The 23,558-nt window shown below is 65.3% G+C and carries 26 protein-coding genes and 1 pseudogene; 8 read left to right on the top strand and 19 right to left on the bottom strand.

All coding sequences use genetic code 11. From position 1 onward, the window contains the following. Both GVV86_RS13905 and GVV86_RS13900 read right to left on the bottom strand, forming a co-directional pair. Window positions 1–276, bottom strand: a pseudogene (locus GVV86_RS13905) (acyl-CoA desaturase); the annotation flags it as partial. A 123-nt stretch (window positions 277–399) separates the two neighbouring features. Then, window positions 400–699 (bottom strand): hypothetical protein, encoded by a 300-nt coding sequence (locus GVV86_RS13900; RefSeq protein WP_159803102.1) that lies wholly within the window; start codon window positions 697–699, stop codon window positions 400–402. Between the two features lie 302 nt (window positions 700–1,001). Here GVV86_RS13900 and GVV86_RS13895 point away from each other — a divergent pair, with 302 nt between their 5' ends. Beyond that, window positions 1,002–1,667: a TetR/AcrR family transcriptional regulator C-terminal domain-containing protein gene (locus tag GVV86_RS13895; protein ID WP_343206294.1), complete on the top strand. Its 666-nt coding sequence runs from the start codon at window positions 1,002–1,004 to the stop codon at window positions 1,665–1,667. 213 nt (window positions 1,668–1,880) lie between these two features. After that, a complete protein-coding gene (locus GVV86_RS13890) occupies window positions 1,881–2,159 on the top strand; it encodes a hypothetical protein (protein WP_159803101.1) in 279 nt (92 codons plus the stop codon). Between the two features lie 255 nt (window positions 2,160–2,414). Here GVV86_RS13890 and GVV86_RS13885 read toward each other — a convergent pair whose 3' ends face one another. Together GVV86_RS13885 and GVV86_RS13880 are read right to left on the bottom strand one after the other, a co-directional pair. Then, the gene (locus GVV86_RS13885; protein ID WP_246669990.1) at window positions 2,415–3,161 is read right to left on the bottom strand and encodes a GAF and ANTAR domain-containing protein; all 747 of its coding nucleotides are present in this window, start codon (window positions 3,159–3,161) and stop codon (window positions 2,415–2,417) included. Window positions 3,162–3,446: 285 nt separating this feature from the next. Further along, entirely contained in the window at window positions 3,447–3,695 is a 249-nt protein-coding gene (locus GVV86_RS13880) for a hypothetical protein (RefSeq protein WP_159616224.1), read from the bottom strand. 730 nt (window positions 3,696–4,425) lie between these two features. Between GVV86_RS13880 and GVV86_RS13875 the strand changes: the two genes are divergently transcribed. Beyond that, window positions 4,426–4,707 carry a hypothetical protein gene (locus GVV86_RS13875; protein ID WP_159803100.1) on the top strand — a complete coding sequence of 94 codons (282 nt, stop codon included), beginning with the start codon at window positions 4,426–4,428 and terminating at the stop codon, window positions 4,705–4,707. Between the two features lie 32 nt (window positions 4,708–4,739). Here the strand turns inward: GVV86_RS13875 and GVV86_RS13870 are convergent, their stop codons facing one another. Next, a complete protein-coding gene (locus tag GVV86_RS13870) occupies window positions 4,740–5,363 on the bottom strand; it encodes a Pr6Pr family membrane protein (protein WP_159616228.1) in 624 nt (207 codons plus the stop codon). A gap of 279 nt (window positions 5,364–5,642) precedes the next feature. Continuing rightward, window positions 5,643–6,953, bottom strand: coding sequence for an AI-2E family transporter (locus GVV86_RS13865; RefSeq protein WP_159803099.1), 1,311 nt, complete (start codon window positions 6,951–6,953; stop codon window positions 5,643–5,645). A gap of 214 nt (window positions 6,954–7,167) precedes the next feature. Between GVV86_RS13865 and GVV86_RS13860 the strand changes: the two genes are divergently transcribed. Together GVV86_RS13860 and GVV86_RS13855 are read left to right on the top strand one after the other, a co-directional pair. Further along, complete coding sequence (locus GVV86_RS13860; RefSeq protein ID WP_159803106.1) at window positions 7,168–7,596, top strand: YidH family protein; 429 nt, start codon at window positions 7,168–7,170, stop codon at window positions 7,594–7,596. A gap of 53 nt (window positions 7,597–7,649) precedes the next feature. Continuing rightward, window positions 7,650–7,952 carry a DUF202 domain-containing protein gene (locus tag GVV86_RS13855; protein WP_246199607.1) on the top strand — a complete coding sequence of 101 codons (303 nt, stop codon included), beginning with the start codon at window positions 7,650–7,652 and terminating at the stop codon, window positions 7,950–7,952. A 316-nt stretch (window positions 7,953–8,268) separates the two neighbouring features. Here GVV86_RS13855 and GVV86_RS13850 read toward each other — a convergent pair whose 3' ends face one another. Next, a complete protein-coding gene (locus GVV86_RS13850; protein WP_159803098.1) occupies window positions 8,269–8,910 on the bottom strand; it encodes a hydrolase in 642 nt (213 codons plus the stop codon). A gap of 169 nt (window positions 8,911–9,079) precedes the next feature. On the opposite strand from GVV86_RS13850, the gene GVV86_RS13845 reads away from it, so the two are divergent. After that, on the top strand, window positions 9,080–9,550 hold the full coding sequence (locus GVV86_RS13845) for a MarR family winged helix-turn-helix transcriptional regulator (protein ID WP_159803097.1): 471 nt from the start codon (window positions 9,080–9,082) through the stop codon (window positions 9,548–9,550). 42 nt (window positions 9,551–9,592) lie between these two features. Here GVV86_RS13845 and GVV86_RS13840 read toward each other — a convergent pair whose 3' ends face one another. From GVV86_RS13840 to GVV86_RS13830, 3 genes are all read right to left on the bottom strand, one after another. Further along, the gene (locus GVV86_RS13840; RefSeq protein ID WP_159803096.1) at window positions 9,593–11,026 is read right to left on the bottom strand and encodes an MFS transporter; all 1,434 of its coding nucleotides are present in this window, start codon (window positions 11,024–11,026) and stop codon (window positions 9,593–9,595) included. A 475-nt stretch (window positions 11,027–11,501) separates the two neighbouring features. Further along, window positions 11,502–12,671: a ribosome small subunit-dependent GTPase A gene (rsgA, locus tag GVV86_RS13835; RefSeq protein WP_201291455.1), complete on the bottom strand. Its 1,170-nt coding sequence runs from the start codon at window positions 12,669–12,671 to the stop codon at window positions 11,502–11,504. A gap of 327 nt (window positions 12,672–12,998) precedes the next feature. Continuing rightward, complete coding sequence (locus GVV86_RS13830) at window positions 12,999–14,027, bottom strand: acyltransferase family protein (protein WP_159803095.1); 1,029 nt, start codon at window positions 14,025–14,027, stop codon at window positions 12,999–13,001. A gap of 270 nt (window positions 14,028–14,297) precedes the next feature. Here GVV86_RS13830 and GVV86_RS13825 point away from each other — a divergent pair, with 270 nt between their 5' ends. Beyond that, window positions 14,298–15,305: a zinc-dependent alcohol dehydrogenase family protein gene (locus GVV86_RS13825; RefSeq protein WP_159803094.1), complete on the top strand. Its 1,008-nt coding sequence runs from the start codon at window positions 14,298–14,300 to the stop codon at window positions 15,303–15,305. 36 nt (window positions 15,306–15,341) lie between these two features. On the opposite strand, the gene GVV86_RS13820 is transcribed toward GVV86_RS13825, so the two are convergent. Then, complete coding sequence (locus tag GVV86_RS13820; protein WP_159803093.1) at window positions 15,342–16,292, bottom strand: helix-turn-helix domain-containing protein; 951 nt, start codon at window positions 16,290–16,292, stop codon at window positions 15,342–15,344. A gap of 375 nt (window positions 16,293–16,667) precedes the next feature. Between GVV86_RS13820 and GVV86_RS13815 the strand changes: the two genes are divergently transcribed. After that, a complete protein-coding gene (locus tag GVV86_RS13815) occupies window positions 16,668–17,087 on the top strand; it encodes a hypothetical protein (RefSeq protein ID WP_159616236.1) in 420 nt (139 codons plus the stop codon). A gap of 130 nt (window positions 17,088–17,217) precedes the next feature. Here the strand turns inward: GVV86_RS13815 and GVV86_RS13810 are convergent, their stop codons facing one another. From GVV86_RS13810 to GVV86_RS13775, 8 genes are all read right to left on the bottom strand, one after another. Beyond that, window positions 17,218–17,952: an SDR family NAD(P)-dependent oxidoreductase gene (locus GVV86_RS13810; RefSeq protein ID WP_159803092.1), complete on the bottom strand. Its 735-nt coding sequence runs from the start codon at window positions 17,950–17,952 to the stop codon at window positions 17,218–17,220. Between the two features lie 118 nt (window positions 17,953–18,070). Continuing rightward, a complete protein-coding gene (locus GVV86_RS13805; RefSeq protein WP_159616240.1) occupies window positions 18,071–18,505 on the bottom strand; it encodes a hypothetical protein in 435 nt (144 codons plus the stop codon). Window positions 18,506–18,939: 434 nt separating this feature from the next. Then, window positions 18,940–19,689, bottom strand: a complete 750-nt coding sequence (locus GVV86_RS13800) for an SDR family NAD(P)-dependent oxidoreductase (RefSeq protein ID WP_159616242.1) — start codon at window positions 19,687–19,689, stop codon at window positions 18,940–18,942. Between the two features lie 112 nt (window positions 19,690–19,801). Then, complete coding sequence (locus GVV86_RS13795) at window positions 19,802–20,641, bottom strand: sulfite exporter TauE/SafE family protein (RefSeq protein WP_159616244.1); 840 nt, start codon at window positions 20,639–20,641, stop codon at window positions 19,802–19,804. A gap of 43 nt (window positions 20,642–20,684) precedes the next feature. After that, window positions 20,685–21,113 carry a nuclear transport factor 2 family protein gene (locus tag GVV86_RS13790; RefSeq protein WP_159616246.1) on the bottom strand — a complete coding sequence of 143 codons (429 nt, stop codon included), beginning with the start codon at window positions 21,111–21,113 and terminating at the stop codon, window positions 20,685–20,687. 180 nt (window positions 21,114–21,293) lie between these two features. Continuing rightward, window positions 21,294–22,253 (bottom strand): alpha/beta hydrolase, encoded by a 960-nt coding sequence (locus GVV86_RS13785; RefSeq protein ID WP_159616248.1) that lies wholly within the window; start codon window positions 22,251–22,253, stop codon window positions 21,294–21,296. Between the two features lie 49 nt (window positions 22,254–22,302). Beyond that, window positions 22,303–22,665, bottom strand: a complete 363-nt coding sequence (locus GVV86_RS13780) for a cupin domain-containing protein (RefSeq protein ID WP_159616250.1) — start codon at window positions 22,663–22,665, stop codon at window positions 22,303–22,305. Window positions 22,666–22,713: 48 nt separating this feature from the next. After that, a complete protein-coding gene (locus tag GVV86_RS13775; RefSeq protein ID WP_159616252.1) occupies window positions 22,714–23,448 on the bottom strand; it encodes an alpha/beta fold hydrolase in 735 nt (244 codons plus the stop codon). Window positions 23,449–23,558: the final 110 nt, after the last annotated feature.

Below are 23,558 nucleotides of genomic sequence, written 5' to 3'. Positions count from 1 at the left end.
CTCGTGGGCCAGGAACGCGGTCTGGGTCAGGACCACGCCCAGGGCCGCGGCGATCAGCAGCTGGAACCAGGTGTCCCCGAGCAGGGCGAACCCGGTCCAGGCCGCCCCCATGGCCAGGGTGAGCAGGGCGAACACCGAGACATAAAAGCGCCGGCGCCGGGTCAGCAGCCCCTCCTTCCGGACCTGCTTCAGCAGAACCGAATACGACGCAACCACGTCATTGGGCTTGGCGATCCGGACTTTGCGCTTTACCGGTACTGCGATGGTTTCACTCATGGGCTGATCCTCAGGAAGTTTCTCGACATACATCTGCCCGGGCGTGGAACCGGCGCCCGGTGAAAGCGGTGTTCCCCCTGCGCGGGCCGGGGCCTGTGCAGGGGGAACACCTCACGGTGGAGCTTAGGAGTTGGTGTAGTGCTCGCGGCTGCCGGACTTGGCCAGGCCGCGGGAGACCATGTAACCGATGGTCAGGAAGGTGATGAGCTTCATGGCGTCGAGGGCGTTGAACACGTCTTCGCCTTCTCCGCCGTCGCCTACCACCAGTGCGGTGAGGGCGGTGGCGAGCACGATGGCGATGTAGGCGAAGAACTCGGTGGTCTTCGTCGAAGCCTTCGTCTCGGTCGAGCGGCGGTCAGCGACCGCCAGGTTGCCGTTGTGGGTGTCGGCGGGGTGGCTGTAACCGTTGTTGTTGTTCGACATGGTAAATCTCCTTTTGGAAGTGTGAAGGGTGAGACCGGTGACGGATCCTTTGGCCCGGATTGGGCGGGATCACGTATCGGGGTAGGGAGCGCGGAGGCCGCGGTCTGCTCCACAGCGTTGCTCTACACCGTAGACTCTACGGTGTAGATTGTAAGATAGCAAGTCGGCTTACTAGATGGTGGATGATGATGGTTTCAGTGAACCGGCACGACGGCCCTGTCCCGGACGACGCGCCTAGAGGTGCTCCCGTTCCGGGAGCGGGCGTCGGGGGAAAGCGGCGAAGCCCGTTGAACAGCCGAATCGTGCTGCAGGCTGCGCTCGAGCTGGTCGATGTGGAGGGTCTGGAGGCCCTGTCGATGCGCCGGCTCGGGCACAAGCTCGACAGAGACCCGATGGCGCTCTACCGGTACGCGGCCAACCGGGACGCGTTGCTGGATGGTTTGACCGAGCTGCTGCTGGATCAATGGGTGATCTCTGAGGCCGAAGACACAGATGCGGCCTGGCAGGATCAGCTGCGAAGGGCCGCCCACCGTTTTCGCTCCCTGGTGCTGGAGCACCCCCACGTTGTGCCGCTCCTGGTGACTCGCCCGTTGTCCACTCCTCTGGGGCTGCGGCCGCTGGGGGCGTTGCGTCCCCTGGAGCAGCTCCTCGCTGTTTTCACCCGGGCCGGCTTTGGACCCTCCGGTGCCCTCCATGCCTACCGTGCCTACTACGGTTTCCTTCTCGGACACGTGATCAATGAGCTCGAGGAGTTCGTCGTCAATCCCGACGAGGACGACACCGGGCTGCGGCTGGGCCTGCACCGTCTGCCCGAACAGGACTTCCCTTACCTGCGACGCCTCGGCTCCCAGTTGCTGGACTACGACGGCGAAGTCGAACTCGACCAGGGCATCACCATCGTCCTGAGTGGCCTCCAATCACAACTCGAGAGCCCGGCGCACGCCCCCGATAAAACCTCCGGCTTCTGAGCCGGCGTTCATTCGCCGACGGTGCCGTGCTGCGGGAAGAAGCTCGGGAAAAAACCAGCCCGCTGTTCCATCCATGCCGCCGGCGGCGACGAATACCGCTTCGGGAGAAGTCTTCCAAGACCGTTGCGCAAGTTTCCGGTCCGACGGGACCGGTCCCACTGCGCCTGGCCCGTGGCCGGTGCTCCGCTGTCAACCGTTAGAGTCAGGTGTCCTGTGAGCGCTGAAGATTTGAACCGCCTGAAGGTCGCCGCCGCCTACAGGGAGGCGGCCGAATTCGAACTGGACCACACGGTGCTGACTCTTCAGGAGGCCGTCGCCACGGCCCTGCGCCATGGTGAGGACCCCGAACTGATCGCCGAACTCACGGACCTGTCACCCTCTGAGGTGCTCAAGCTGCGTGGCGGGCCCGAGGGTGAGGACGCCACCGGCAACTATCTGCTCAGCGACCTGCATCCAGCCCGAATCCAGGCCTCCGGGACTCTGCCCACCTGATCTCACCGCCGGTGCCCCATACTGCGGTACAGCCACCGGGTGTTGCCACAACGCAACCATCTGGACGTGAGGGCCGATCCGGTGCGGAATTCCTCAAGCGTCTCCGGCCACCTCTCCACAGGCGCCAACGCCCAACATGAGGGCGCAGGTGCGCTACAGCGACCCGTCAAGCACGCAGCTGGCGTGGGAAGATGGGCACCGCCGGGGCATCGGGTGGGCGTGACGGGGTGCACGCCAACCTAGCGGTTTCGGTACCTATCCGGCCTGGCGGGGCAGTTCGCCGGTGCCGGTGAGATGTTCGGCAATTTTGACGAGCTTGATATTCGAGCGTGAACTGGAGTGTCCGAGCAGGATGAAGGCCTGCGCTGCGGTGATTTTGTAGCGTTCCATCAGGATGCCTTTGGCCTGCCCGATGAGGTCCCGGCTGGCCAGAGCATCGTGCATCTGGGCCATTTTCTGGCTCTCCGCGAACGCCACTGCGGCGTGTGCGGCGACCAGCAGCCCGATCTCCTCGGAATCCGTACCGAACGCGTGGGCACTGCGGCTGTAAAGGTTCAGCGCACCGAGGTTGTCACCTTCGACGAACAGCTGGAAAGCGAGCATGCTCGCCGCACCGAGTGCCGCGGCGCCCGGGGCGAAGCGGGGCCAGCGGTCTTCGGTGGCCATGTCGGGGACACCGACGGTGCGGTGTTCGAACACCGCAGACAGGCAGGGTCCCTGGCCGGTTTCGGCCTGGAGCGCATCGACCCGTTCGGGAAGGTCATCCGAAGGGGCGTGGGACTGCACGGCCTCCCGCCCGGTGACGACGGTGATGGAGGCCTCCTCCGCACCAGGCACGAGGTCGATGGCTGCCTTCACCATGTGCCGGAGGATCGATTCTTCATCTTTTTCGGCTTGCAGGGAACGCGCGAGGTCGCTCATCTGCTCAGCGATGTCCTCCAAAGACGCACTGCTCAGGTCCCCCTGACCGTGCCCGGGGGCTTCCGCGCTGTTATCTACCATCAACCCATTATCCCCGGAATCCGCCTCATCCGACCGGGGACCGATGCCGCGGCTCCTCGGTGCTGGGTGACCCCGGTTCGCGCATCGCTGGCGCTGAAACCGGGGTTACCCACCTTATCTGCGGGAGGTAAGGACGTGGTGTTCCGCGGCAGCAGTGCAACGCCCAGATCAACGGCTGAGGAAGGACTGCGCCGACGGGACTCTCCCTTGAGTGAGCTGTCGCGATTTTACTGTCCGATTCTCGGCACGCTCCGGCGCAGCTGCTTGGTCGGTCTCCTGGTTCACTCAGGCTTTATGCTCGCCGCGGTCCTGGCGTCGTTCGGCCTCTCCGGATTTCTCATCCCGGTCGTCGAGCTCCCGTCGCAACTCTTCATTTCGCCCTTCGGTTTCCGGGTCGAGCGATCCGTCCTCGACATACTCGGCGTCCATCTGGCGGTGCACTTTGCTGTTGAGCACACTCACCTCGTCGGCCGGAAGGCCGTCCAGATCCGCAGGAAAATCCTCGCTCGGGTCGAGTTTGCTGTCGCCGTTCATTGTTGCCTTTCCTCGAGGATTGTCGTGCTCCTGAGCATACTGCGTGCCCCCTGCGGGCAGAGCCCACACAAACCCATATGAAGAAGACCGATGCGTCCGCCACGAAAAAGCAATCAAGCCTCCCGTTCACGCCGGGGTGACGCGGAGGGCGGCCGATGCTTTTCATTCCGCTCGCCGCGGTGCCCGCGGTGCTACCGGGACCACTCCTGAATGCGTCGACCGCCGGCTGGGGCATGGAACGAAGGAGAACGGGGTCCTGACCCATGCTCGTCGGCTCGGGCTGGCCACGACCGGCAACCGATGGCGGGTTGGATTGCAACGAGTCCGGTCCGATGCATTTGTTTCGTCCTGCAGAGAAGCGCCGCACCCATCCATGCGGGGTGATACTTTCGTATGCTTTGGGGCGGCTCCGCCCGGCTGGTGACAGAATCGTTGGTTAAAGGACGGAAGGGTTCTGATGGGTGGGCAGGCAGGCGGTGGGGCCGGGAGGTTCCGCGTTTTGTGGAGTCGCGCGGCGGCGGGCCTTGCTGTGGTCGTCCTCGCGGCATGCGCCCAAGGACCCGGGGAACCGCCCGGGGACCTGCCAGACCCGACCATGGCGTCTTCGACGCCGGCTACTGCCGCCCCGGTATCACCGACCCCGGTGCCGGGCGGGGCGTCCGGGCCGGGGTCGGATCCGGCCACCCCGGGGTGGGGAGCTTATGAGGATCGGGAGGAGGCCTGCACCGCTGTGACCGATGACGTGCTTGCCCTGTCCCTGGTGCCCACTAACGTGCAGTTGGCGGAGGACTCCGGAGATATCAGCGGCATCGGCACCACAATCGTGGACCGGGCTTTAAGGGCGCCCGAGGGAGTCCGAGATTCCTATGCTGCCGCCCGTGAGGTCGTCGAGGAATTCGCGCAGGCCAAGGCAGGGGAAGACGGCGGGGGACCGGAGGCTGAATTCGACCAGAGCCGGTATGAGGCAGCGGTTGAGGGTATCCGGGATTGGCTGACCACCACCTGCTCCTGATTGCCTACGGCGAAGCTTGTGCAGGCCCCGGGTTAGGGCTTCGGGCCGGCCGGGGTCACCAGTCGAGTCAGGCCGATCACCGCAAATGATGTCATAACGATCAATACCGCCAGCACGGCTGCGTAGACTGCTACGGCCCGGTATCCGCCCACCTGCTGCGGGTCCAGGAAGAAGTAGGGGTACCAGCCCGAGACCCGCCCCAGCACCAGGATGTAAGCTCCCCACAGGAGGGGGAACACCAGGGATGCCCACCCGGTTCTCCATCGCAGCCGGTGTCTTCCCGGAACCAGCAGGAGATCCAGCACGGCATACACGGGAAGCATGAAGTGCATCACCCTCGAAGGGATCGATACCCGGAACACATGCCCGACCAGGTCGGCGTTGAGGACCATCATGCCGAAGGTAAGCCCGGAGACCATCAGGTAGGACGCCGCCAGGGCGCGGACGGCTGTCAGCCACTCCTGCTCGGCTCCCCGGCGCGCGAGCGACATGCCCAGTGTGAGCACGAACAGCATGGTGCTGTGGATCGTGAAATAGCTGAATACCTGTCCGGGGCGGCAGGTGTAGGTCAGGAACGCACAGTCCGCCCGGAAATACAGCGCCGCCAAAGCGACCAGCAGGACGGTGGCGCGCACGGCCACGGCGAGGTAGGGCACTGCGACCTCCTTGTCCAGGGCCGATGACTCACTCCGGTGTCGAAAGCCTCCGGGAGCGGAAGCGTGGGGTCAGCGCTTCGGTGCAGCAACGGGTGCAGGAACGACTGTATCCGCTCGGGGGCCGGGAAGGTCAGGAGGTCGATTATGACGGAGTGGATTCCCGGGATGCTGAACCGACATCGTTGCCGTTTGGGACCGACTTGGTGGATTCAGCGCGCGGTGCCGCGCACGTCCGGGCTGGGTGGGCGCCGCGGCCCGGCGAGGAGGATTCCTCAGCGGTCAGCTGCCGTCGTCCCCGTTTGAATCGGTTACGTCCTGCCGCGAAGTGAGTGGGGGGCGCGCTGCCAGCCGCGAGGGGTCCACTGAAGGGGGTGAGGATTCAGCCTCGTGATTCCCGTCGTGGTCCTCCGGCAGGGTGCTCGGGCCGCGGCCCTGTTCGTCCATGAGGGTGTAGGTCTCGGCTTCGGTGATCTGCTCAGCACTGATGTCGTCATCCGGTTCCGCGTTCCAGGCTTTGAGCCCGGCCCATGCGACCGCGGTGAGGGGCACGGAAAGGATGGCTCCGACAACTCCGGCCAGGATAGTTCCGGCGGTAAGTGCGACGAGGATGACAAGTGGGTGCACGTTGAGGGTGTGCCCCATCACTACGGGTTGAAGGAAGTTCCCCTCGAGCTGGTTCACCAGGACGACGACGCCGAGGACGATCAGGGCGGTGACGGGCCCGTTGGTGACGAGCGCGACGAGGGTCGCCAGCGCCCCTGCCAGCGTCGCCCCTACCAGCGGGATAAAGGCGCCAATGAAGACAACAGCGGCGAGTGGCAGGGCCAGGGCTACGTCAAGAAGGACCAGGGCGAGTCCGATGAAGAATGCGTCGACGGCCGCGACGATTGCCGTTCCGCGCACGTAGCCGCCCAGCACTGCGACGGTTTGGTCTCCGACTCGTCGGGCGTTCACGAGACGGACGCCCTTGAAGGCCCGGAGCAGGAAGGCCCAGATCTTTTCGCCGTCTTTCAGGAAGAAGAAGAGGATGACCACCAGCAGGAGGGTTCCGGTGAGGAAGCTCGTGGCGGCGCTGAGCCCCGCCAGTGCGGTCGTTCCGGCGGTGGTGCTGGTGGCGAAGTCGAGGGCTGCTTCACGGGCCACCTGCAGTTGCCGGTCGTCGACGGGTAGAGGCCCGTCCTGCACGAAGTCGATCAGCTGGTCCACTCCTTCGACGGCGCTCGAGACCAGCGCGTCGGTCTCGGCGACCACCGCGAACACGACACCGGTGATCAGGCCTCCGATCAGGATGAGCAGCGCACCGAAGGCGAGAGCTGTCGCCAGTGAGCTGGACCACCCCTTGCGCCGAAGCCACAGCACGAACGGACCGATGGCGGAGGCGAGGATGAGCGCCAGGAGTAACGGTATGACAACCAGTCGCACCTGGATGAGCGCGTAGACGGAAACGGTGAACAGGACCAGCAGCAGCAGGATCTGAAGAGCAGTCAGTGCTGCCCGGCCAAGGGGCCTCTCCCAAGGGGTCTGTGGGGAGCCGCCGACAGGAGGTGCCTGCCGTGCAGGGGGTGCCTGTGGTGCTGACGGGGGATTCATGGTGAGGACCTTTCAGTTGGGGTAGGCGACGAGGGGAGCGAATGGCGCAGGCGCTGGGTCCGGGCCGCCGGGAAAGAGCGTTCCGAGGGTCTTGACGTCCGGCCTGACCGGTTGGCAACTGCGGGGGACGAAGGACCATGGCAATGTGGTCAAGGAGCGGAGCGGCGCCCGGCCGGGCCGGTGACCGTTGCATTGCCCTTAGGATAGGCGGGTGATGTCATCCGCGGGTAAAGCCTCCGATTCTGCAGAGGGATCGGAGGCCCGGACGCAGGTGCCCCGGGGACGGTTCGCGGCGAGGATTCTGGGCGGCGGCGAGGAACCTGATCCCAGGTTCACCCTCGCCAATGAGCGAACTTTCCTTGCCTGGATCAGGACCGCCCTCGCTTTCCTGGCCGGCGGGATCGCCGTGGAGGCTTTCACGTCAGGCATGTTTCCCGTCGGGATCCGCAGGACGCTGGCGGTTCTTCTGCTGGTGCTGGCGATGATGCTCGCTTCTGCCGCGGGTTTCCGATGGTTGGGGATCGAGCGTGCCATGCGGTGCAGAGGCCCGCTGCCCCTGCCCATCCTGGTCCCTGTACTCGCCGCAGGCGCGGCCGTGGCAGCGGGCATTGTTGTCATCTTCGTCCTGGTCCGGCCGGTGTGAGAGGGCGCACCGGCGGACCTGCACACATTCCCCGGCTCCACAGGGATGCCGGGTTGCAGCCGGAGCGGACCACGCTGGCGTGGAACCGGACGATGTTGGCGCTGGTCGCCGCCGGGCTGCTTTTCCTGCGCTGGTTCCCTCGGTACGGGTGGTTCCCCGTCATTATGGTGGTCCTGGCCGCCTGCGCGGCAACGGCCGTAGCGGCCAGCCAGGCACGGCGTCACCACCGCAGCGTTGACGCCATCGGCAAAGGAACGACCCGGGCCGACCCCGCCGCGGTCGGGGCCACCGCCGCCGCAGTCACCCTGCTGGGGGCACTGGCGCTGTATACCGTCCTTGCGCTGCCGCTTCGCTAGGGACAAAGTCTCGGTCTGCTGAACGAACGTGGCGGATCCGATGATCGTTCTGCGCCAGACGGCCCCGTACCCTGTCAATGCGGGGTAGGCCTGTCCGAGGAGGCCTCGGGAGGGGGCGGGGCGGTTGTTGCTCTGGGGCGAGGTGCCTCCTTTCCCTCGCGAAGCCCGGTTCAGGCCTTCTCTCTACTTCATGGGGGAGTGGCGGTATAGGTGTATGACTTCGGTGAAGGTCGGTGCTTCTTGCCGGTCACTAAAAGCCCCGGCAAGGTGGTCGCTGAGCTGTTCCGGGCTCCAATTTACTCACAGTGCTCGCCGGTCAGGCTGTGGCCGACTCCCTCGCCTTCTCGGGGTTGAATCCGTCGTAGCTTTCGAAGACGTCCATGAATCCAGGCACTGTCTCCTTCCGGGACCAGTCGCGCTGAAGTTCGCAATACAATCCGACGCGGCTGATCAGCTTAGCGCCCGCCTGCTCGACACGGCGGAGCGCGGCCTCGTGGGCAGCGACCGATGTGCCACCCACGGCGTCTACGGGGACGTAGACCTCGTAGCCTTCCTGGAGAGCGTCCAACGCGGGAAAGGTCAGGCACACCTCGGTCCAGAGCGCGGTCATGATGAGTTTGGGGCGACCGAGTGCCTTAACCGCCTGCTTGAACTCGACATCCTCCCAGGCGTTGACGTTAGTCCTGTCATAGGTCGGCAGGTCCCCGACAATGTCCTGCAACTCCTGGATCGGCGGCTTGTTGAGGCCCGTCCCGACGTTGGCGGTGGAGTGAATGATCGGAAGGTTGTAGTTGAGCGCCGCCTTAGTGGTGCTCACAATGTTGAAGATCAACTCCTCACGCGGCATCGAACGGATCGAGGAGATCTGTGCCGGCTGATAGTCAATGACGACAAGGGCCGCGTTTTCGGGCGTCAGAAGGTGGTCGGTTCGGGGATTGCGGATCATTTCGCTTGTCATGGTGAGTCTCCGTGATTGAGATGAGCTGTGAGTCTGCAGCGACGCTGTGGTCGACGCATATGCCTCTCGGGGGACTCCAGCGTGCCACCTATATGAGTGCGCATGCAACTATAGTTGTGGATTAAGGGAATGATCGAGACGAACAGCATGTGAATGAGATGATTGGGGAGTGCCGACACCTCCTACCTACTTCACCGACGAAGAGCTGCGCGCGTGGGGAGGCTTCCTGAAGCTGAACGCGCGGATTACAACCGAGCTGAGCCTCGCCCTCGAGTCGAGCCTGCAGCTGCGGTTGGTGGAGTACGAGGTGCTCCTGAAGCTTGCGACCAGTCCTGAGGGCAACCTACCGATGTCCCGGCTGGCCGAGCGCTCCTACCTCACCTTGTCCCAGAGCGGACTCTCGCGCCTGGTCGAGCGGCTGCGGTCCCGCGGCCTGGTCACCCGCGAAACGTGCGAGACCGGTGACCGACGCAGTGTCATGGTCACGATTACCCCACAGGGCCGCGCCCTGTGGAGTGAGGCATCGGCGGCACACGCGGCTCGGGTACGAGAGCTCTTTCTGGATCAATTGGAGCCCGATGAGCTCACCGGGCTCGGCGATTTGTGGCAGCGAGTCCTCGCTCGTTACGACGCAAACTGAACTCCCTCAAGCGCCGTGCCCTGTCGACCAGGCCTTTCCGGCTCAACGATCATGTCGAACGGGGATCAAGTCCGGCGTGTGGGTAGCCGCACCGGCCTGGGCAGCCTCCTCGCATGCACCGGCGAGAGAGTGATCGCGCAACGTCACCGCGCTCAGCAGCCCACCAGCGGCGCACAGGAGGCCAGCGGCCAGGGTCGCGCGGCCGAATCCCTCGCTGAACGCCTCGGGGGAGGCGTAGGCCGCCTGGTCGATGCCAACCAGGCTGGGAAGCAGTGCCACGGCGAGGAGGCCGGCGACGCGGGCGATGTCGTTGTTCACTGCCGAGGCCACGCCAACCTGCTGCGGCGGAGCCGCGGCGAGCGCTGTCGCGGTCAAGGGTGCGACAGCGATGCTTAGCCCGGCCCCGAAGACCAGGACCGCCGGCAGCACGTCGGCGACCAGCGAAGCTTCGCCCCCAATCCTGCCGAGAAGGATCAGGCCGAGGCCAGCCAGGACCGGCCCAATGGTCATGGGCCATCGCGGGCCGATCCGTTGGGCCAGCCGCCCGGCCCGAGCCGAGAACAGCAGCATCAGTACGGTGACCGGGAGCAGTGCTGCGCCGCTGATGACCGGTGAGAACCCTGCGACGAGCTGCAGCTGCAGGGGCAAAAGGAACAGGGCACCGCCGAGGGCGGCGTAGACGACGAAGGTGACGGCGTTCGCCGCCCGAAAGACGCCCGACGCGAACAACGACAACGGCATCAGCGGATAGCGCACCCGTGCCTCGTTGATCAAGAAGCCAGCCAGAAGGGCAATGCCGATTGCGACAGCGATCAAGGCGCCAGGCGCCCAGCCTCCGCCCGCGCCTTGGGTGAGGCCGAACATCAACGAGCCCAACCCGGCTGCGGCAAGCACGGCGCCGGTGAGGTCAGGGAGTCCCCGCGCATCCTCATCGCGGGTCTCGGGAATGCGTCGGGCCGCGAGCAACACCGCCGCCGCCAGGGGAAGGTTAAGGAGGAAGGTGGTTCGCCACCCGTCGGGCCCGGCCTGGACCAGGAAACCGCCGAGCACCGGCCCGACCGCGGCGGCGACCCCGCCGAGACCCGACCAGGTACCCACTGCCGCACTGCGATCCGTTGGAACGAAGACGGCCTCGATGATCGCCAGCGACCCGGGAACCATCAGGGCGGCCGCAACGCCCTGAGCAGCCCGAAAGGCGATCAAGGCGCTGACATCCGGGGCCACTGCGCAGGCAACAGAGGTCATCGCGAACAGGATGACACCGATCACGAAGACCCGCCGCCGCCCGTACCGGTCACCCAGACTGCCCCCCAGGAGCAGGAACGCCGAGAGCGAGAGCATGTAGGCATTGACGATCCACTGCAGTGCGGTCAGGTCGGCGCCGAGGTCGACGCCGATGTCGGGCAGCGCCACATTGACCACCGAGCCACCCAGCTGGGCCAGCCCGCTGGCCAGAACAGTGGCCAACAGAACCATCCGAGCCCGACCGGTACCCAGGGAAACCAACGATGAAACCGCTGGCCCGTTCACGAAGACTCCATAAAGCGTACGCACTCAGCGTCACAATGCAGTGGCCGCCTACCGCAACCGAACCCGCACGGGCCCGACTTCTCCTGCTGAGATCGGGTTTCGCTTGGCATTGTTCCTATCCGGTCACCTCGGCGAAGGGCTCGGTCCTTTGAGCGGAAGCCGGGGCTGAGGTGTGGCTTCCGCTCGGAGACGCAGTCGCCGAGACTGTGCGACATCCGGCTCCTCGTGGCGATCATCGGTCGATCCATCCTATGTGTATGCGCATGCAACTACTCTATGGATCCATGACTGCGACTGCCAGCAGTAGGTGCGTGCAAGTCTTCTGTGTTAAGGAGCGGGAACGCTTCGAGGTCTACGTGGACGACCGGCTCGCCCAGGCCGCCCACGTGCTGCCCGCGGGCCGGCCGAGCGGCTCGAGGGCTCAGCGCCGCTTCCGCTTTGACCGCTGCTCCTCCTCCCGCTCTGATTTGGCGCGCTCTGCAGAACGCTGGGATCTCCCTCCTCCGACGACTTTTTGGTGCCACTCACGCTGGTACGCCCGGCTGGCTGCGGCATCCCTGCGGCGGGCCAGGGCGGCCATTTCGCGTTGGAGTTTCAGGTAGTTGTTCCAGCGGCGGTCCTCCAGTGTGCCGTCAGCGAGGGCGGCCTGCACGGCGCAGCCGGGTTCCTGTTGATGGGCGCAATCGGAAAACCGGCAAAGGCCGGCGAGTTCGTCCACATCCCCGAACATCTGCTCCATCCCGTCGTCGGCGTCGAACAGCCCGAATCCGCGGACGCCGGGAGTGTCCATGAGGACAGTGCCGTCGGCCAGCGGTACAAGCTCCCGGGAGGTGGTGGTGTGCTTGCCCCTGAAGTCGCCGGAGCGGACTTCACCTGTGTGCTGCACGTTGTGGCCAACCAGGGCGTTGATCAGTGTGGATTTACCTGCGCCGGAGGGCCCCAGGAGGACAAGCGTGCTGCGCGGCGGGAGATGTGCCAACAGGTCCTCGATCCCGTCCCCGTTCTCTGCGGAGGTGGTGACGACGTCGACACCTGCCGCCTGCAGGATGACCTGCCCGACGACGTCATCCGCCGCCTGCTCAAGGTCCGCTTTGGTGACAATCACCAGGGGAACGGCGCCTGAATCCCAGGCGGCGACGAGCGTCCGTTCGAGACGGTTGTGCGTGAGCGGGCGGTCAACCGGAACCACCACGCCGATCACGTCCATGTTGGCAGCCAGGACCTGGGCGGCGGAGGAGTCCTCGAAGGCGCGCTTCCGGCTGAGCTCCGAACGCCGGGGCAGCACGCCGAGGATCTGGCGATCACCCGCGCGGTTGGGTCCTATCCAAACCCAGTCGCCAGTGACCGGCACGCCGGCATCAAGCGGGTAGGGGAGGTGCAGGAGCTCCATGCCCACGGCCACCAGGACCAGGCTGCGGTCAACCCGCACCACACGGCCAGGTTCGCAGGGATTGTCCGCGCTACAGACAGGGAGCCGATTTTCGTCGAAGTACTGTGCGACGACGGCGCTGTAGCCGTAAAGGGTTGGGCCGGTGCGAACGGAATTGGGTGCAGCAGGACTGTCCAGGCCGTTGCCTGAGAAATTTTTCACTGGAATACCTCGGGAAAGGTCCCCTGGCACCGGCCACTTCCGGGCAAAAGCCCAAGGTGGTGTGGCGTTCCGCGGGCGGTGCCCTATGCGGTACGGAAGCTGGAGGCGGGGGTGGTTGTTTTGATGGTTTCACGGCGCCGGGGGCACACGGCAATGACAGTCATCAAAAAACACCTCCCCTCTCCGCTGCGGTCCCATCGAAGTGATACCGGACCGGTTCCCAACTCTAGCCTCCGCCCGAGGCTTGCGCCATGGCTCTCGCGATCCGGGACCTGTAAACTGCAGCGGTATTGCCACGCCGCTTAATCGGGCGGCTCCTGCACTAACTCAGAGGCTCCTTGCTCGTTGCCCATCGCTCGTTCGTTTGCCATCGCGTCGCTGCAGCGCGGGCAGTTCGAACAACAGAGTCACTGAGACGTGCTCGCGGGTTGAGTAGAGCCAGGCGAGCCCGAGCGGGACGCCGATGCCAACCAGCAGCAACAGCGGCAGAACGTACCATGCCCCGGTAGAGCCGATCGCGTCGGCCAGGGCGAGGGTGATCATGATCGGTCCAAGATGGGCGACGTAGAACACGATCGAGTAGCGTCCGACGAATTCGAGTACGGCGGTCACCCGTCCGGCGGGGAGTCGGGGGAAGAACCTGCACACGATCACGAGCGCCCCCGCCACGCCCCACGCGAACTCTCCCTGGTACAGCACCTCCCAACCCGCCACGTTCAATACGCCAACAGTCACCGCGCACGCACCGCCACCAGCCAGGACCCATGGCTTCCCGATGATTCCCGCGATCTCCCGCGGATGCCGGGCAGACCAGGCCCCGTAGAAGAAAAACGCCAAGAGAAAGGCCATGGTCTCCGGGCGGCTGCCGTCGCTGAGCATGAACGATATGCCCAATGAGGTGCCGGCGATCAGCAGCGGTGGGACGCGCCGCAGCGGATAGGCAAGGGCGTAAAAGACGAGGATGAACCAGAGGTACCAGAGGTAGGTCGGCGAACTGTAGAAGACCTGGGTCACCGCCGCAGGGCCGAGGTCGCCGCTCGCAGCGAGAATGATCAGCGACCAGAGAACGTACGGCCAGGCCACTTTGGAGACCTTGCCGATGAAGTACTTCCTCCCGGTCCTGGCCATCGACTGCGGCAGCATGATCCCGGACAGGAACATGAGTACGGGCATGCGGAACGGCTCGAGGAAGAGGTTGAACTGGTCGACGCCCGGAGTCGGGCCGACGGTTATTCGAAGGGCCTCGCCCGCATGGAGCACGATAACCAGCAGGATGGCAACCCCACGGCAGCTGTCCAGCCACCGGATACGTGTGTCCGTCAAAGTACTGATGGCGGCCTCCCTGACGAGTCTCATCGATCGAACCTGTGTGCTGCCCCCGGGGTCCCTTAGGTGAGGTTCGGTGTCGGGACGGGTCCGGATGGTCCGTTCCAGCTGGTTCTATATCGGTGATGCCCGGGCGGCGGCGGAGGGAGCATGGCCCGGCACTGCGCGGCAGGCGTGTCACTATCCTTGCGGATATTGGCATTGTTGCCACTGGAGGGTGTAGAACGTGTGCGCGAAACTGAGAGAGCACCGCCCGTTCCGGCGCGTAGCAAACCCAGAACGACGATGAGGAACACCGCTATGACTGATCAGATGAAGGCCGTTGTGCTCACCCGTTTCGGAGGCCCCGATGCTTTCGAGCTGCACGACGTCCCCGTACCGAAGGTTGAACCCCGCCAGGTGCGGGTGCGCGTCCATGCGACCGCCCTCAATCCCCTCGATTACCAGGTGCGACGCGGAGACTACGCGGACTACGTCCCCCTCCCTGCAATCACCGGACACGACATCTCCGGCGTGATCGAGGAAGTCGGCTCCCACGTCACCGAGTTCGGTGTCGGCGACGAGGTCTACTACACGCCCCAGATCTTCGGCGGCCCCGGCTCCTACGCCGAGCAGCATGTCGCCGACGTCGACCTCGTCGGCCGGAAGCCGGAGAACCTGACCCACCTGGAGGCGGCAAGTCTGACGCTCGTCGGCGGGACCGTGTGGGAGGCCCTGGTGACGCGGGCTCAGCTCACCGTGGGGGAGACGATCCTCATTCACGGCGGCACGGGCGGTGTCGGCACGATCGCGATCCAGGTAGCGAAGGCCATGGGCGCACGGGTGATCACTACCGCGAAAGCCAGCGACCATGAGTTCGTACGCTCCCTCGGAGCGGATGCGGTCATCGACTACACCTCGACGGACTACGTGGATGCCGCGGCCGAGCTGACGCGGGGCAAGGGGGTCGACGTCGTCTTCGACACGATCGGCGGCGACACCCTCACGAAAAGCCCGCTGATACTCGCCGACTTCGGACGCGTCGTCAGCATCGTCGACATCGCGCAACCGCAGAACCTCATCGAGGCGTGGGGCAAAAACGCCGCCTACCATTTCGTCTTCACCCGTCAGAACCGCGGCAAGCTGGACGCACTCACCACCCTGGTCGAGCGCGGCCTCGTGAAGCCGGTCCTTGGCGCGATTCTTCCGCTCGCCCGGATGGGCGAGGCTCACGCGCTCCTGGAGGACAGGCGGTCGTACGCACTCCGCGGCAAGGTCGCGATCGACGTGGCAGGCGACACCGTCGCGCTGCCCCCTCGCATCTCGTAGCGGGAGGCGCCGGGCACTCGGCGATGACCGCGGTGGTCAGCTCCGCCCGGAGAAGGTCGCGCGGTACTCCGAGGGGGACACATCCAGGAGCCGTCGGAAATGCAGTCGGAGGTTCGATCCGGTTCCCAGTCCGACCTGGTGCGCGATGCGGTCGACCGACAGCCTCGTGCTCTCCAGGAGTTCGCGGGCGGTGTCGACCCGCACCCGAAGGATCCACTGCACCGGGGTGGTGCCGGTCTCTTCGGCGAAGCGGCGCAGGAACGTACGGGGTGACATCCGCGCGTGTGCGGCGAGTCCGGCGATCGTAAGCTGCTGGTCGAGCCGCGTCATGGCCCATTCGCGGGTCGCGGCGAGGGTTTCGCCAGTACCTGCCGAGTTGGTCTTCGGCAGGTACTGGGCCTGGCCCCCGGTCCGGTAGGGGGCGGTGACGAGTCCTCGTGCGATCTCGTTCGCCGCGCTCACGCCGAGGTCGCGCCGAACGATGTGCAGGCACAGGTCGAGACCGGCGGCGGCTCCGGCCGAGGTGAGGATGGAGCCCTCGTCGACGAAGAGCACGTTCGGCTCGACCGTGATCTGCGGATGCCGCTCCGCGAGCTTTTCCGCCGCGTCCCAGTGCGTCGTCGCCCGCAGGCCGTCGAGAAGGCCGGCATCGGCGAGGGCGAATGCACCGTAGCAGATCGACGCGACGCGTACCCCGCGGGACGCTGCGCTCCGGAGCGCTTCGCACACCTCCACCGGTATCGGCCGCCCCGCCGGAGCGTACCCCGGGACGATGATCGTGTCCGCGTCGGCCAGTGCGTCCAGACCCCGCGGGACCGCGTAGCCGAAGCCCCCGTGGGACGGCACCGTTCCGGCGGTGACCCCGCAGGCCGACACCTCGTAGGGGAACCCCGACTCGGGATGGAACACCTCCGCCGGGATCCCTACGTCCAGCGGGAGCGCCCCGTCGAGCACGAGGACCACCACCTGATGAGGTCGCTGCATCATTCGACTCCGATCCGGTCGACGCGTGCCGACCGCTTCATCATTTTCGCACGTGGGCGCATGACCTGCCTGGAGTCGTTCGGAGTCGTCTTGGGCGGGCTGGTCCGGCCGGTTCCGGCCGGCGCTGGTGTTCCGGGCCGGTGGCGGAAACGCTCGGTGGGCCTTGAGAACCAGGGCCAGCGATACGAAATCGCCACGCAGACCGTTGGTCGCCGTCCCCTGCTGCGTTGAGATCAGCAGTTCCACCACATCCGAGGATCGGTAGAGAGGCGGGCAAGGCAGCGGGGCCGTGTGCCGTTCGGATGCGTGGGGAGGTTCACGGCCCCGCGAGGTTACGATGAAGACGCCCCGGCATTCGCCTCAGGAGAAGGAGCGGACGTGGAAGCCTCACCCGCCCCCGATAGCGCGTTGTCCGTGCAATCCCCCGGGACCGGGCAGGAAGGGCTGATCGCCCTGGAACTGATCAGTTCAGGGGCCTGCGCCCTCGGCGTGGGGCTCGTCCTCGCGGCCCTCCTGATCCGGCTGCTCAACGGCTCCATGATGAGAACCACCGCCGTCCTCGCCGGAACCGCACCCGATGTGGTCCTTCGATGGCACGACCGGTTCAACACCGTGCATGAGGCACCCTGGTTGGGTCAGGTGCCGGACGACGGTGACCGGGACCTCACCGTGTTCTATGCGGCCTCCGACCCCGACCGGTGGCAACTGCACCGTCCCCACCGGGGAGCCGGCATGCTGGCACTGGTCGGGGTGGGACTCCTGCTTGCGGGGGTCACATCGGCTGTGCTCCCGCTGTAGGAACCGGCGGCGAGGGGGATCGATCCTTGGATGTCCAGGCTCGGCCTACGCTCACCCCGGGCCTCCGGGAGAGCTTGCCCACTATGCGCTGACGTCGGAGAGTTGGCGGAGCGTTTCCTCGGCAACTGGTTCAGCGCCGGGGGAGGCGTTCACCGGTCTCGTCGGCGAGGGCCGAGAGGAGCCTGTCCTGGAAAGCCGTGTCATCGGTGGAGGGGTGAGGCTCTCGTCGGTGCTGGTGGTACCAGTAGCCACCGCTGGTGTGCGCTTCAGGGTCCTCGCTGGTGGCGAGCCACTCCTGCGTGCGGTGGCCTAGTTCCAGGCTGTCCGGTGCACCGGCTCCGCCCATCCGGGTGGGTACCCAGCCGGGGTCGACGGAGTTGGACAGAATATCCGGGAACAGGCGCGCCATCGCCGCGGCGAGAGTGGTGAGGTAGTGCTTGCTGTCACCGTAGGAGCCGACCCCCTTGCCCTGCCAGTCGACGCTGTCCACCCGCGCTCGGCCGCCGAAGTGGGACCCGCTGCTGAGGTAGACCAGCCGTTCCGGGAGCGGAAGAAGGGCCGTCAAGAGGTACGGGGCAATGATATTGACGGGCATGACATTTCGCCCGCTCCAAACGCCGACGTTGTGGATCACGGCGTCCAGAGGTGCCTGGTCGGCCAGTTCGGCGGCGATGTGACGTACGGCGTCGCGGTCGGCGAAGTCTCCGATGACGATGCCGGCACCCTGGTCGGTGAGAGGTCGCAGGTGCGCTGCGCGGTCGGCGTTTCGGGCGTGCACGATGACGTCGTGCCCCTGGGTGTGCAGGGCTTCGGCGGTGAGGCGCCCCAGTCCGTCCGCTGAGCCGGTGATGAGGATACGACTCATGATCACTCTCCTTCGTGGGCCGTACGGATGTCAGCGACCGTTCACGAAAACTTCCGACCCCTGAGGAGCTGTCTCCTTGATGTGCTGCTTCGAGGTCGAAGGTTTGCCCAGGAGAAGGTCAGCCGGCGGCCTTCCTGATTAGAGTTCGGAGTTTCTTTTCAGCTGCTTCGGTGATCTCCAGCACCGCGAACGCGGTGGGCCAAAACTCACCGTCATCGAGTGCGGCGTCGTCATTGAAGCCAATTGACCCGTACCGGGATTTGAACTTGGCAGCCGGTTGGTAGAACACGATGACCTTGTCGTCCCTGGCATAGGACGGAAACCCATACCAGGTCTTGGGGTGGAGGTCAGGGGCTTCCTCCGACACGATGATGTGCAGTCGTTCCGCGATCTGCCGATCGGCGCCCTCGAGGCCCCCAATCGCTGAGAGGCAGTCCTCGTACTCTTTTGCGCGCTTGGCAGCGCCCTTCACTCCCTTCATCGCCTTTAGTTCGGCAGCTCGCTGTTTCATGGCGTCGCGCTCGGCGCTCGAAAATCCGCTTGTGTCGCTCATAGTCGGCATCCCTCAATTCCCCATCCAGAAATTACTCCCGCCCGCAGGGGCACCAAGTGCGGCATCACTGACCGTAAGCCCGATGACACAGGTGATAACAGCTGCGCCGACCTTACCAACGCGGACATCCCACGTGAAAGTCTCGCAGCTGGACCAGGCCCTGTGATGCCGAAACACGATGAACGCGTAGTCGGATCTCTCTGTGGATCTCAAACGGAGGGCAAATCCGAAGCGTGGGTCCCGGCCCGACCTGGAGACCGTCACTCCGCCACGCAGAACTCCTTGCCCCGGGGTCGACCACGCCGATGCCGTCGCGCAGCCAGGGGTGAACTGAAGGTCAGGGCGATCAACCCGCACACCATGGCCGATATTCTTTCGGCGCGCCAGTGGCGGGTCAATCGAATAGCAGGCCGGCCCGAGCCCTGCTGGAATATTCAGACCTGCGTTTCCCCGCCGTCTGCGAACAGTTCGGTGCCGGTGACGTAGCTTGCCTGATCAGAGGCGAGGAACAGCACGGCGTTGGCGATTTCGGCCGGCCGAGCGAGGCGTCCGAGTGGAACGTTTCCGGCCATTGTGTCGAGCATGCCCTGTGCCTGGCTCGGGTCGGGAGCGAGTCCGCTCAGGCCGGGGGTGTCGGTGGGCCCGGGGGCAATCGTGTTGACCCGGATGTGGCGGCCGGCGAGCTCGGCCGCCCACGTGCGCGTGAACGAACGCAAAGCGGCTTTCGTCGCAGCGTAGACGCCGAACGCAGGGTTCCCCTTACTCGACGCGTTCGATCCCGTAATGATGACGGAGGCGTGATCCGCGAGCATGGGCAGTGCCTTCTGCACCGTGAAGACTGTTCCGCGCACGTTGACGCCGAAGGTCTGGTCGAACGCCTCCGGGGTCAGCTGCTCGAGAGTTGCAAACCCTCCGCCGCCGGCGTTCACGAACAGGACATCAAGGTCCTTCCCTGCGGATGCCACAACAGAGAAGATGCGGTCGAGATCGTCGAGATCCGAGACATCGCCCCTGATTCCTGACGCCCGATCTCCCAATGCGGCGACCGCGGCATTTAGTTCCGGCTCGCGGCGACCGGTGATGAAGACCTGCGCTCCCTCCTCGACGAAGCGCTGGGCGGTTGCGAAGCCGATGCCCGTTGTCCCTCCGGTGATCAATGCGGTTTTGTTTTCAAGCTGTCCCATGGCGGGCCTCTGTTCCTTTGATACGACGCGGACATCTCATCGTAGATTGTTTTTGTCTATATGGTCAAAAATGGAAGTGACATGCGGTCGCGATGACGTTCCCTCCCGTCCCTTAGGTGGCAATCTCGCTGGGGAGGTGCGCGCTGCGGGTTGTCCTGATGGCGCGGACGGCGAGCTGGGCGGCGACGACGAGGAGCAGCAGGCCGAAGAGAATGCCGGACAGCCGCGCCGGCAGGGCCAGCGCGAGTGCGGCACTGGGTATGGAAGCGGCCGTCGCGGCCACCCCAACGATCAGGCCGGCGCCAACGTCGACGGTTCCGGCCCGCCAGTTGGCGCCCGTGCCGATGGCGCTGGTGGGGATCATGACCAGCAATGAGGTGCCTTTGGCGATGAGGTCGCTGATGGCGAAAATTCCGATCAGGGCCGGCACGACGATGATTCCGCCTCCGATTCCGAACAGGCCCGAGAGTATCCCCATGGCCAGGCCGAGCACGACATAGCCCAGGGCGACCAGCGCGGAGAATTCAAGGCTTTCTCCGCGGACCGGCGAGACCAGGACCATGCGTGCTGCGACAAGGAGGATGAAGACGATGAACATCCAGCGCAGCCCCACAATGGGGATTCTTTGCAGGAGGGCGCTTCCGAGCAGTGCTCCGACGATGCCGCCGATGGCGATGAAGGACCCCGCGAGGAGGTCAATCTCACCGGCGAGCAGGTAGGTGGTGGAGCCCACGACCGATGCCGGCACGATCGCGGCAAGCGAGGTCGCGGCAGCCGTGCGCTGGTCGAAGTTCGCCAGAGCCATCAGCAGCGGCACCATGATGATTCCGCCCCCGATGGCGAACAGGCCGGACAGGAGCCCTCCCACCAGTCCGACTCCAATGAGAACAATCCAGGATCCGGTCCCCGCCGCACGGGGTGCCGGCGGGGAACTCTCCTTCACGCCGCTCATTCTCCCTCCTCAATTGGGCGGATGTGCTTCGAGCTGCCGTCGTTCAGTTCCAGGCGAAGAGTGCGGGCTGCTGGCCTGCCAGATCCGGGTCCGCATAGACATGCAGACGGCTGATCAGCGGGCCGCGGAACTCAAAGACATTGCAGAAAAGACCGCTGCTCCGGGCGTCACCAGGGAAAGGCACACCGGAGGCGAGCACCCCGGATTCCGCCCCTTCGACGACGACGCGGTTGTCGCTGGAGGTAAAGGTCATGCGGGACTGCGGGTGGTCGAAGGAGGTCACGGCCGACGTCAGGCCCACGAGGAACGGAACGATCTCCGCTTTCCCATGTGCGAATCCAAACTTCGGGAAGAAGATCTCGGTGTCGTCGGTAAACAGGTCGAGCAGGTTAGGGTCACCGGAGTCGACTCTCCTGAAGTATTCCTTGGCAAGAGCAATCTGCTCTGCTGCGCTGATCTGTTTCTGGTCCATGGTGGTGCGCCTTTCAATTCCTACGTTCAAGGGGGCCCGCGTCACTGGCATGGGGACTGGGGTTCCAAGGACCTCTGTCTGTCGTGGATGGGGAGGGTTCAGCGTAAGTTTTTATTGTCGGAATGGTCAATAAAAGTGGGACGTGTCACTACACTGCCTCCGCCAGCTCACGGGGTTGCTTTAGTCCTTTCCGGTGCCCAGGGCTTTCTGGAGCGAGCGGATTGCCTGCTCGATGGCGGCGGTCGTTCCCTGGGTGACGCGTTCGGGGTTGAGCATCATGAAGTCGTGGGTGACGAAGTTATAGCGGACGCTGGTGGTGGGCACCCCGGCTTCGACGAGTTTCGCCGCGTAGGCCTCGCCCTCGTCCCGGAGCGGGTCGTTCTGGTCCACGAGCAGCAGGGCCGGCGGAAGCCCTCGAAGGTCCTCGAGCGTGGCCCTCAGCGGTGAGACGGTGATCTCCGAGCGACGGCTGACGTCGGGGAGGTAGGCGTCCCAGAACCAGGCCATGCTTCTGGCGGTCAGGAACGGTCCGTCGGCGAAGGTGCGGTAGGACTCGGTGTCCTGGCCGGCGTCCGTGACCGGATAGTACAAGGACTGGTGGACGAAGGTCACGTCGCCGCGCTGCTTCGCCAGCAAAGTCAGGGCCGCGGTCATGTTGCCGCCGACCGAGTCACCGGCAACGGCCATGCGGGACCCGTCCAGGCCCTCCGTGGCGCCCTGCTTCGTGATCCACTGCGCGGTGGCGTAGGCCTGCTCGATGGCCTTCGGGTACTGGGCCTCGGGGGAGCGGTCATATTCCACGAAGGCCAGGGCGGCGTTGGCCCCGGCGCACAGTTCCCGGATAAGACGGTCGTGGGTGCCGGAGTTGCCAAGGATCCAGCCGCCTCCGTGGACGTAGAGGATCACCGGCAGCGTCCCGGTGGCGCCCACGGGTTTGATGATGCGCACCTGTACGTCTCCGACTTCGGCCGGGACGGTGATCCACTTGTCCTCGCCGATCTCGACCTTGTCGACCGGCGCTGCCTGGAGGTCATCGAGCAGTTTGCGGGCACCTTCGACCCCCAGGTCGGCCAGAGCCGGTGGCTGAGCGGTGGCATCGGCGATGATCTGGGCACCTGGTTCGAGCACTACTTTGGACATGGTGGTACCTTTCTTGGCTGCTGCATGGATGGATGATGTGCACTGATGTTCATTCGGCACGTTCCGGTGCGGGGTAGTTGGTGACCAGTGGCTGGTCCGCTTCGACGAAGTAGGTCGAGAGCATTTTCGTGGTGACCGAACCGACGTTCACCGCGTTGTGAATGGTGTTCGGCGGAATAAGGAACGGGCTTCCGGCGTGAAGCTCGAGCGGGGGCCTGTCGTCGAACTCCATGGACACGTCTCCGCGGATGATGTAGCCCACTTCGGGCCCGGGATGGCTGTGCCGGCCGGAGGAGGTGCCTTCGGGGATTTCCACCAGGGTCTGACGGATCCTCCAGCCCTGCACCGGACTGGACGCATCCTGCAAACTGACCCGGGTCAGAGCCGGCTTGGCCTCTTGTGCTTCGGTCATGTTCCTAATCCTTCTGTGCTTGGCAGCCCGTGTTGCCCGGTTATCCTCTTACTGGCGGCCGGTGGTCGCGGCGGCGGCTTCGCGGATGAGGTCAACGACCTGGGCCGCCTCGGGAATCGCCACCGTGTGGGAGCCGCCCTGAAGCTCGATCGTTTTCCGTGACCCGGCGCGCTCGGCCATGAAACGGTGGGCGGCGGCCGGGATGTTCCGGTCCTCGGCACCGAAGAGGAACCATGAGGGCACCGACTTCCACGCCGGCTCTGTGGAGGCCTCCGAGAAGGCGGCCTCCAGGATGGGGCGCTGGCCGACACCCATCACCGCGGCGACCTCCGCCGGGGAATCGGCCGCGAACTGCGCGTGGTAGCGGCTCTGCATGATGTAAAGGTCCCTGCCGCCGGGGACATCCACCGCAGCGAGCGTTTCCCCTAGGGTGGAGCCTTCGAACTTGTTGGCAAGCTCCCCGGGGGTCTCTCCTTCCTCGGGTGCGAAGGCACCGATAAACACCAGGGCTTTCACGTTGGGGTTGCCGGTGCCGCCGCCGCTGATGACAGTGCCGCCGTAGGAGTGCCCCACCAGGATGATCTCGCCGGTGACGTCGGCCAGCAGGGCCCGGAGGTATTCGGAATCGACGGTGACCCCGCGCAGCGGGTTCGCGACGGCGATCGCCGGGTAGCCCTCGGCCAGAAGCGGGCTGATCACCGCGTTCCAGCTCGATGAATCCGCGAACGCGCCGTGGACGAGCACGACGGTGGGCTTGGCGGGGGACGGTTCGGTGATGCTCATGATGTTCTCCCTTGTGCAGTGGGCGCCGGTACCGTGCCCGCGCGGGCCTTTGACAGCTCAAGTCTCGTCCGTCGTCTCCACCGCCGCGCCGGGGATACCCGGAGTAATGC

Origin of the sequence: Arthrobacter zhaoguopingii (genome assembly GCF_009828595.1) — a bacterium.
Classification (GTDB): Bacteria; Actinomycetota; Actinomycetes; order Actinomycetales; family Micrococcaceae; genus Arthrobacter_D; species Arthrobacter_D zhaoguopingii.
Note: the sequence above shows the minus strand (reverse complement) of the source record. Positions and strands in the feature narration are given on the sequence as shown.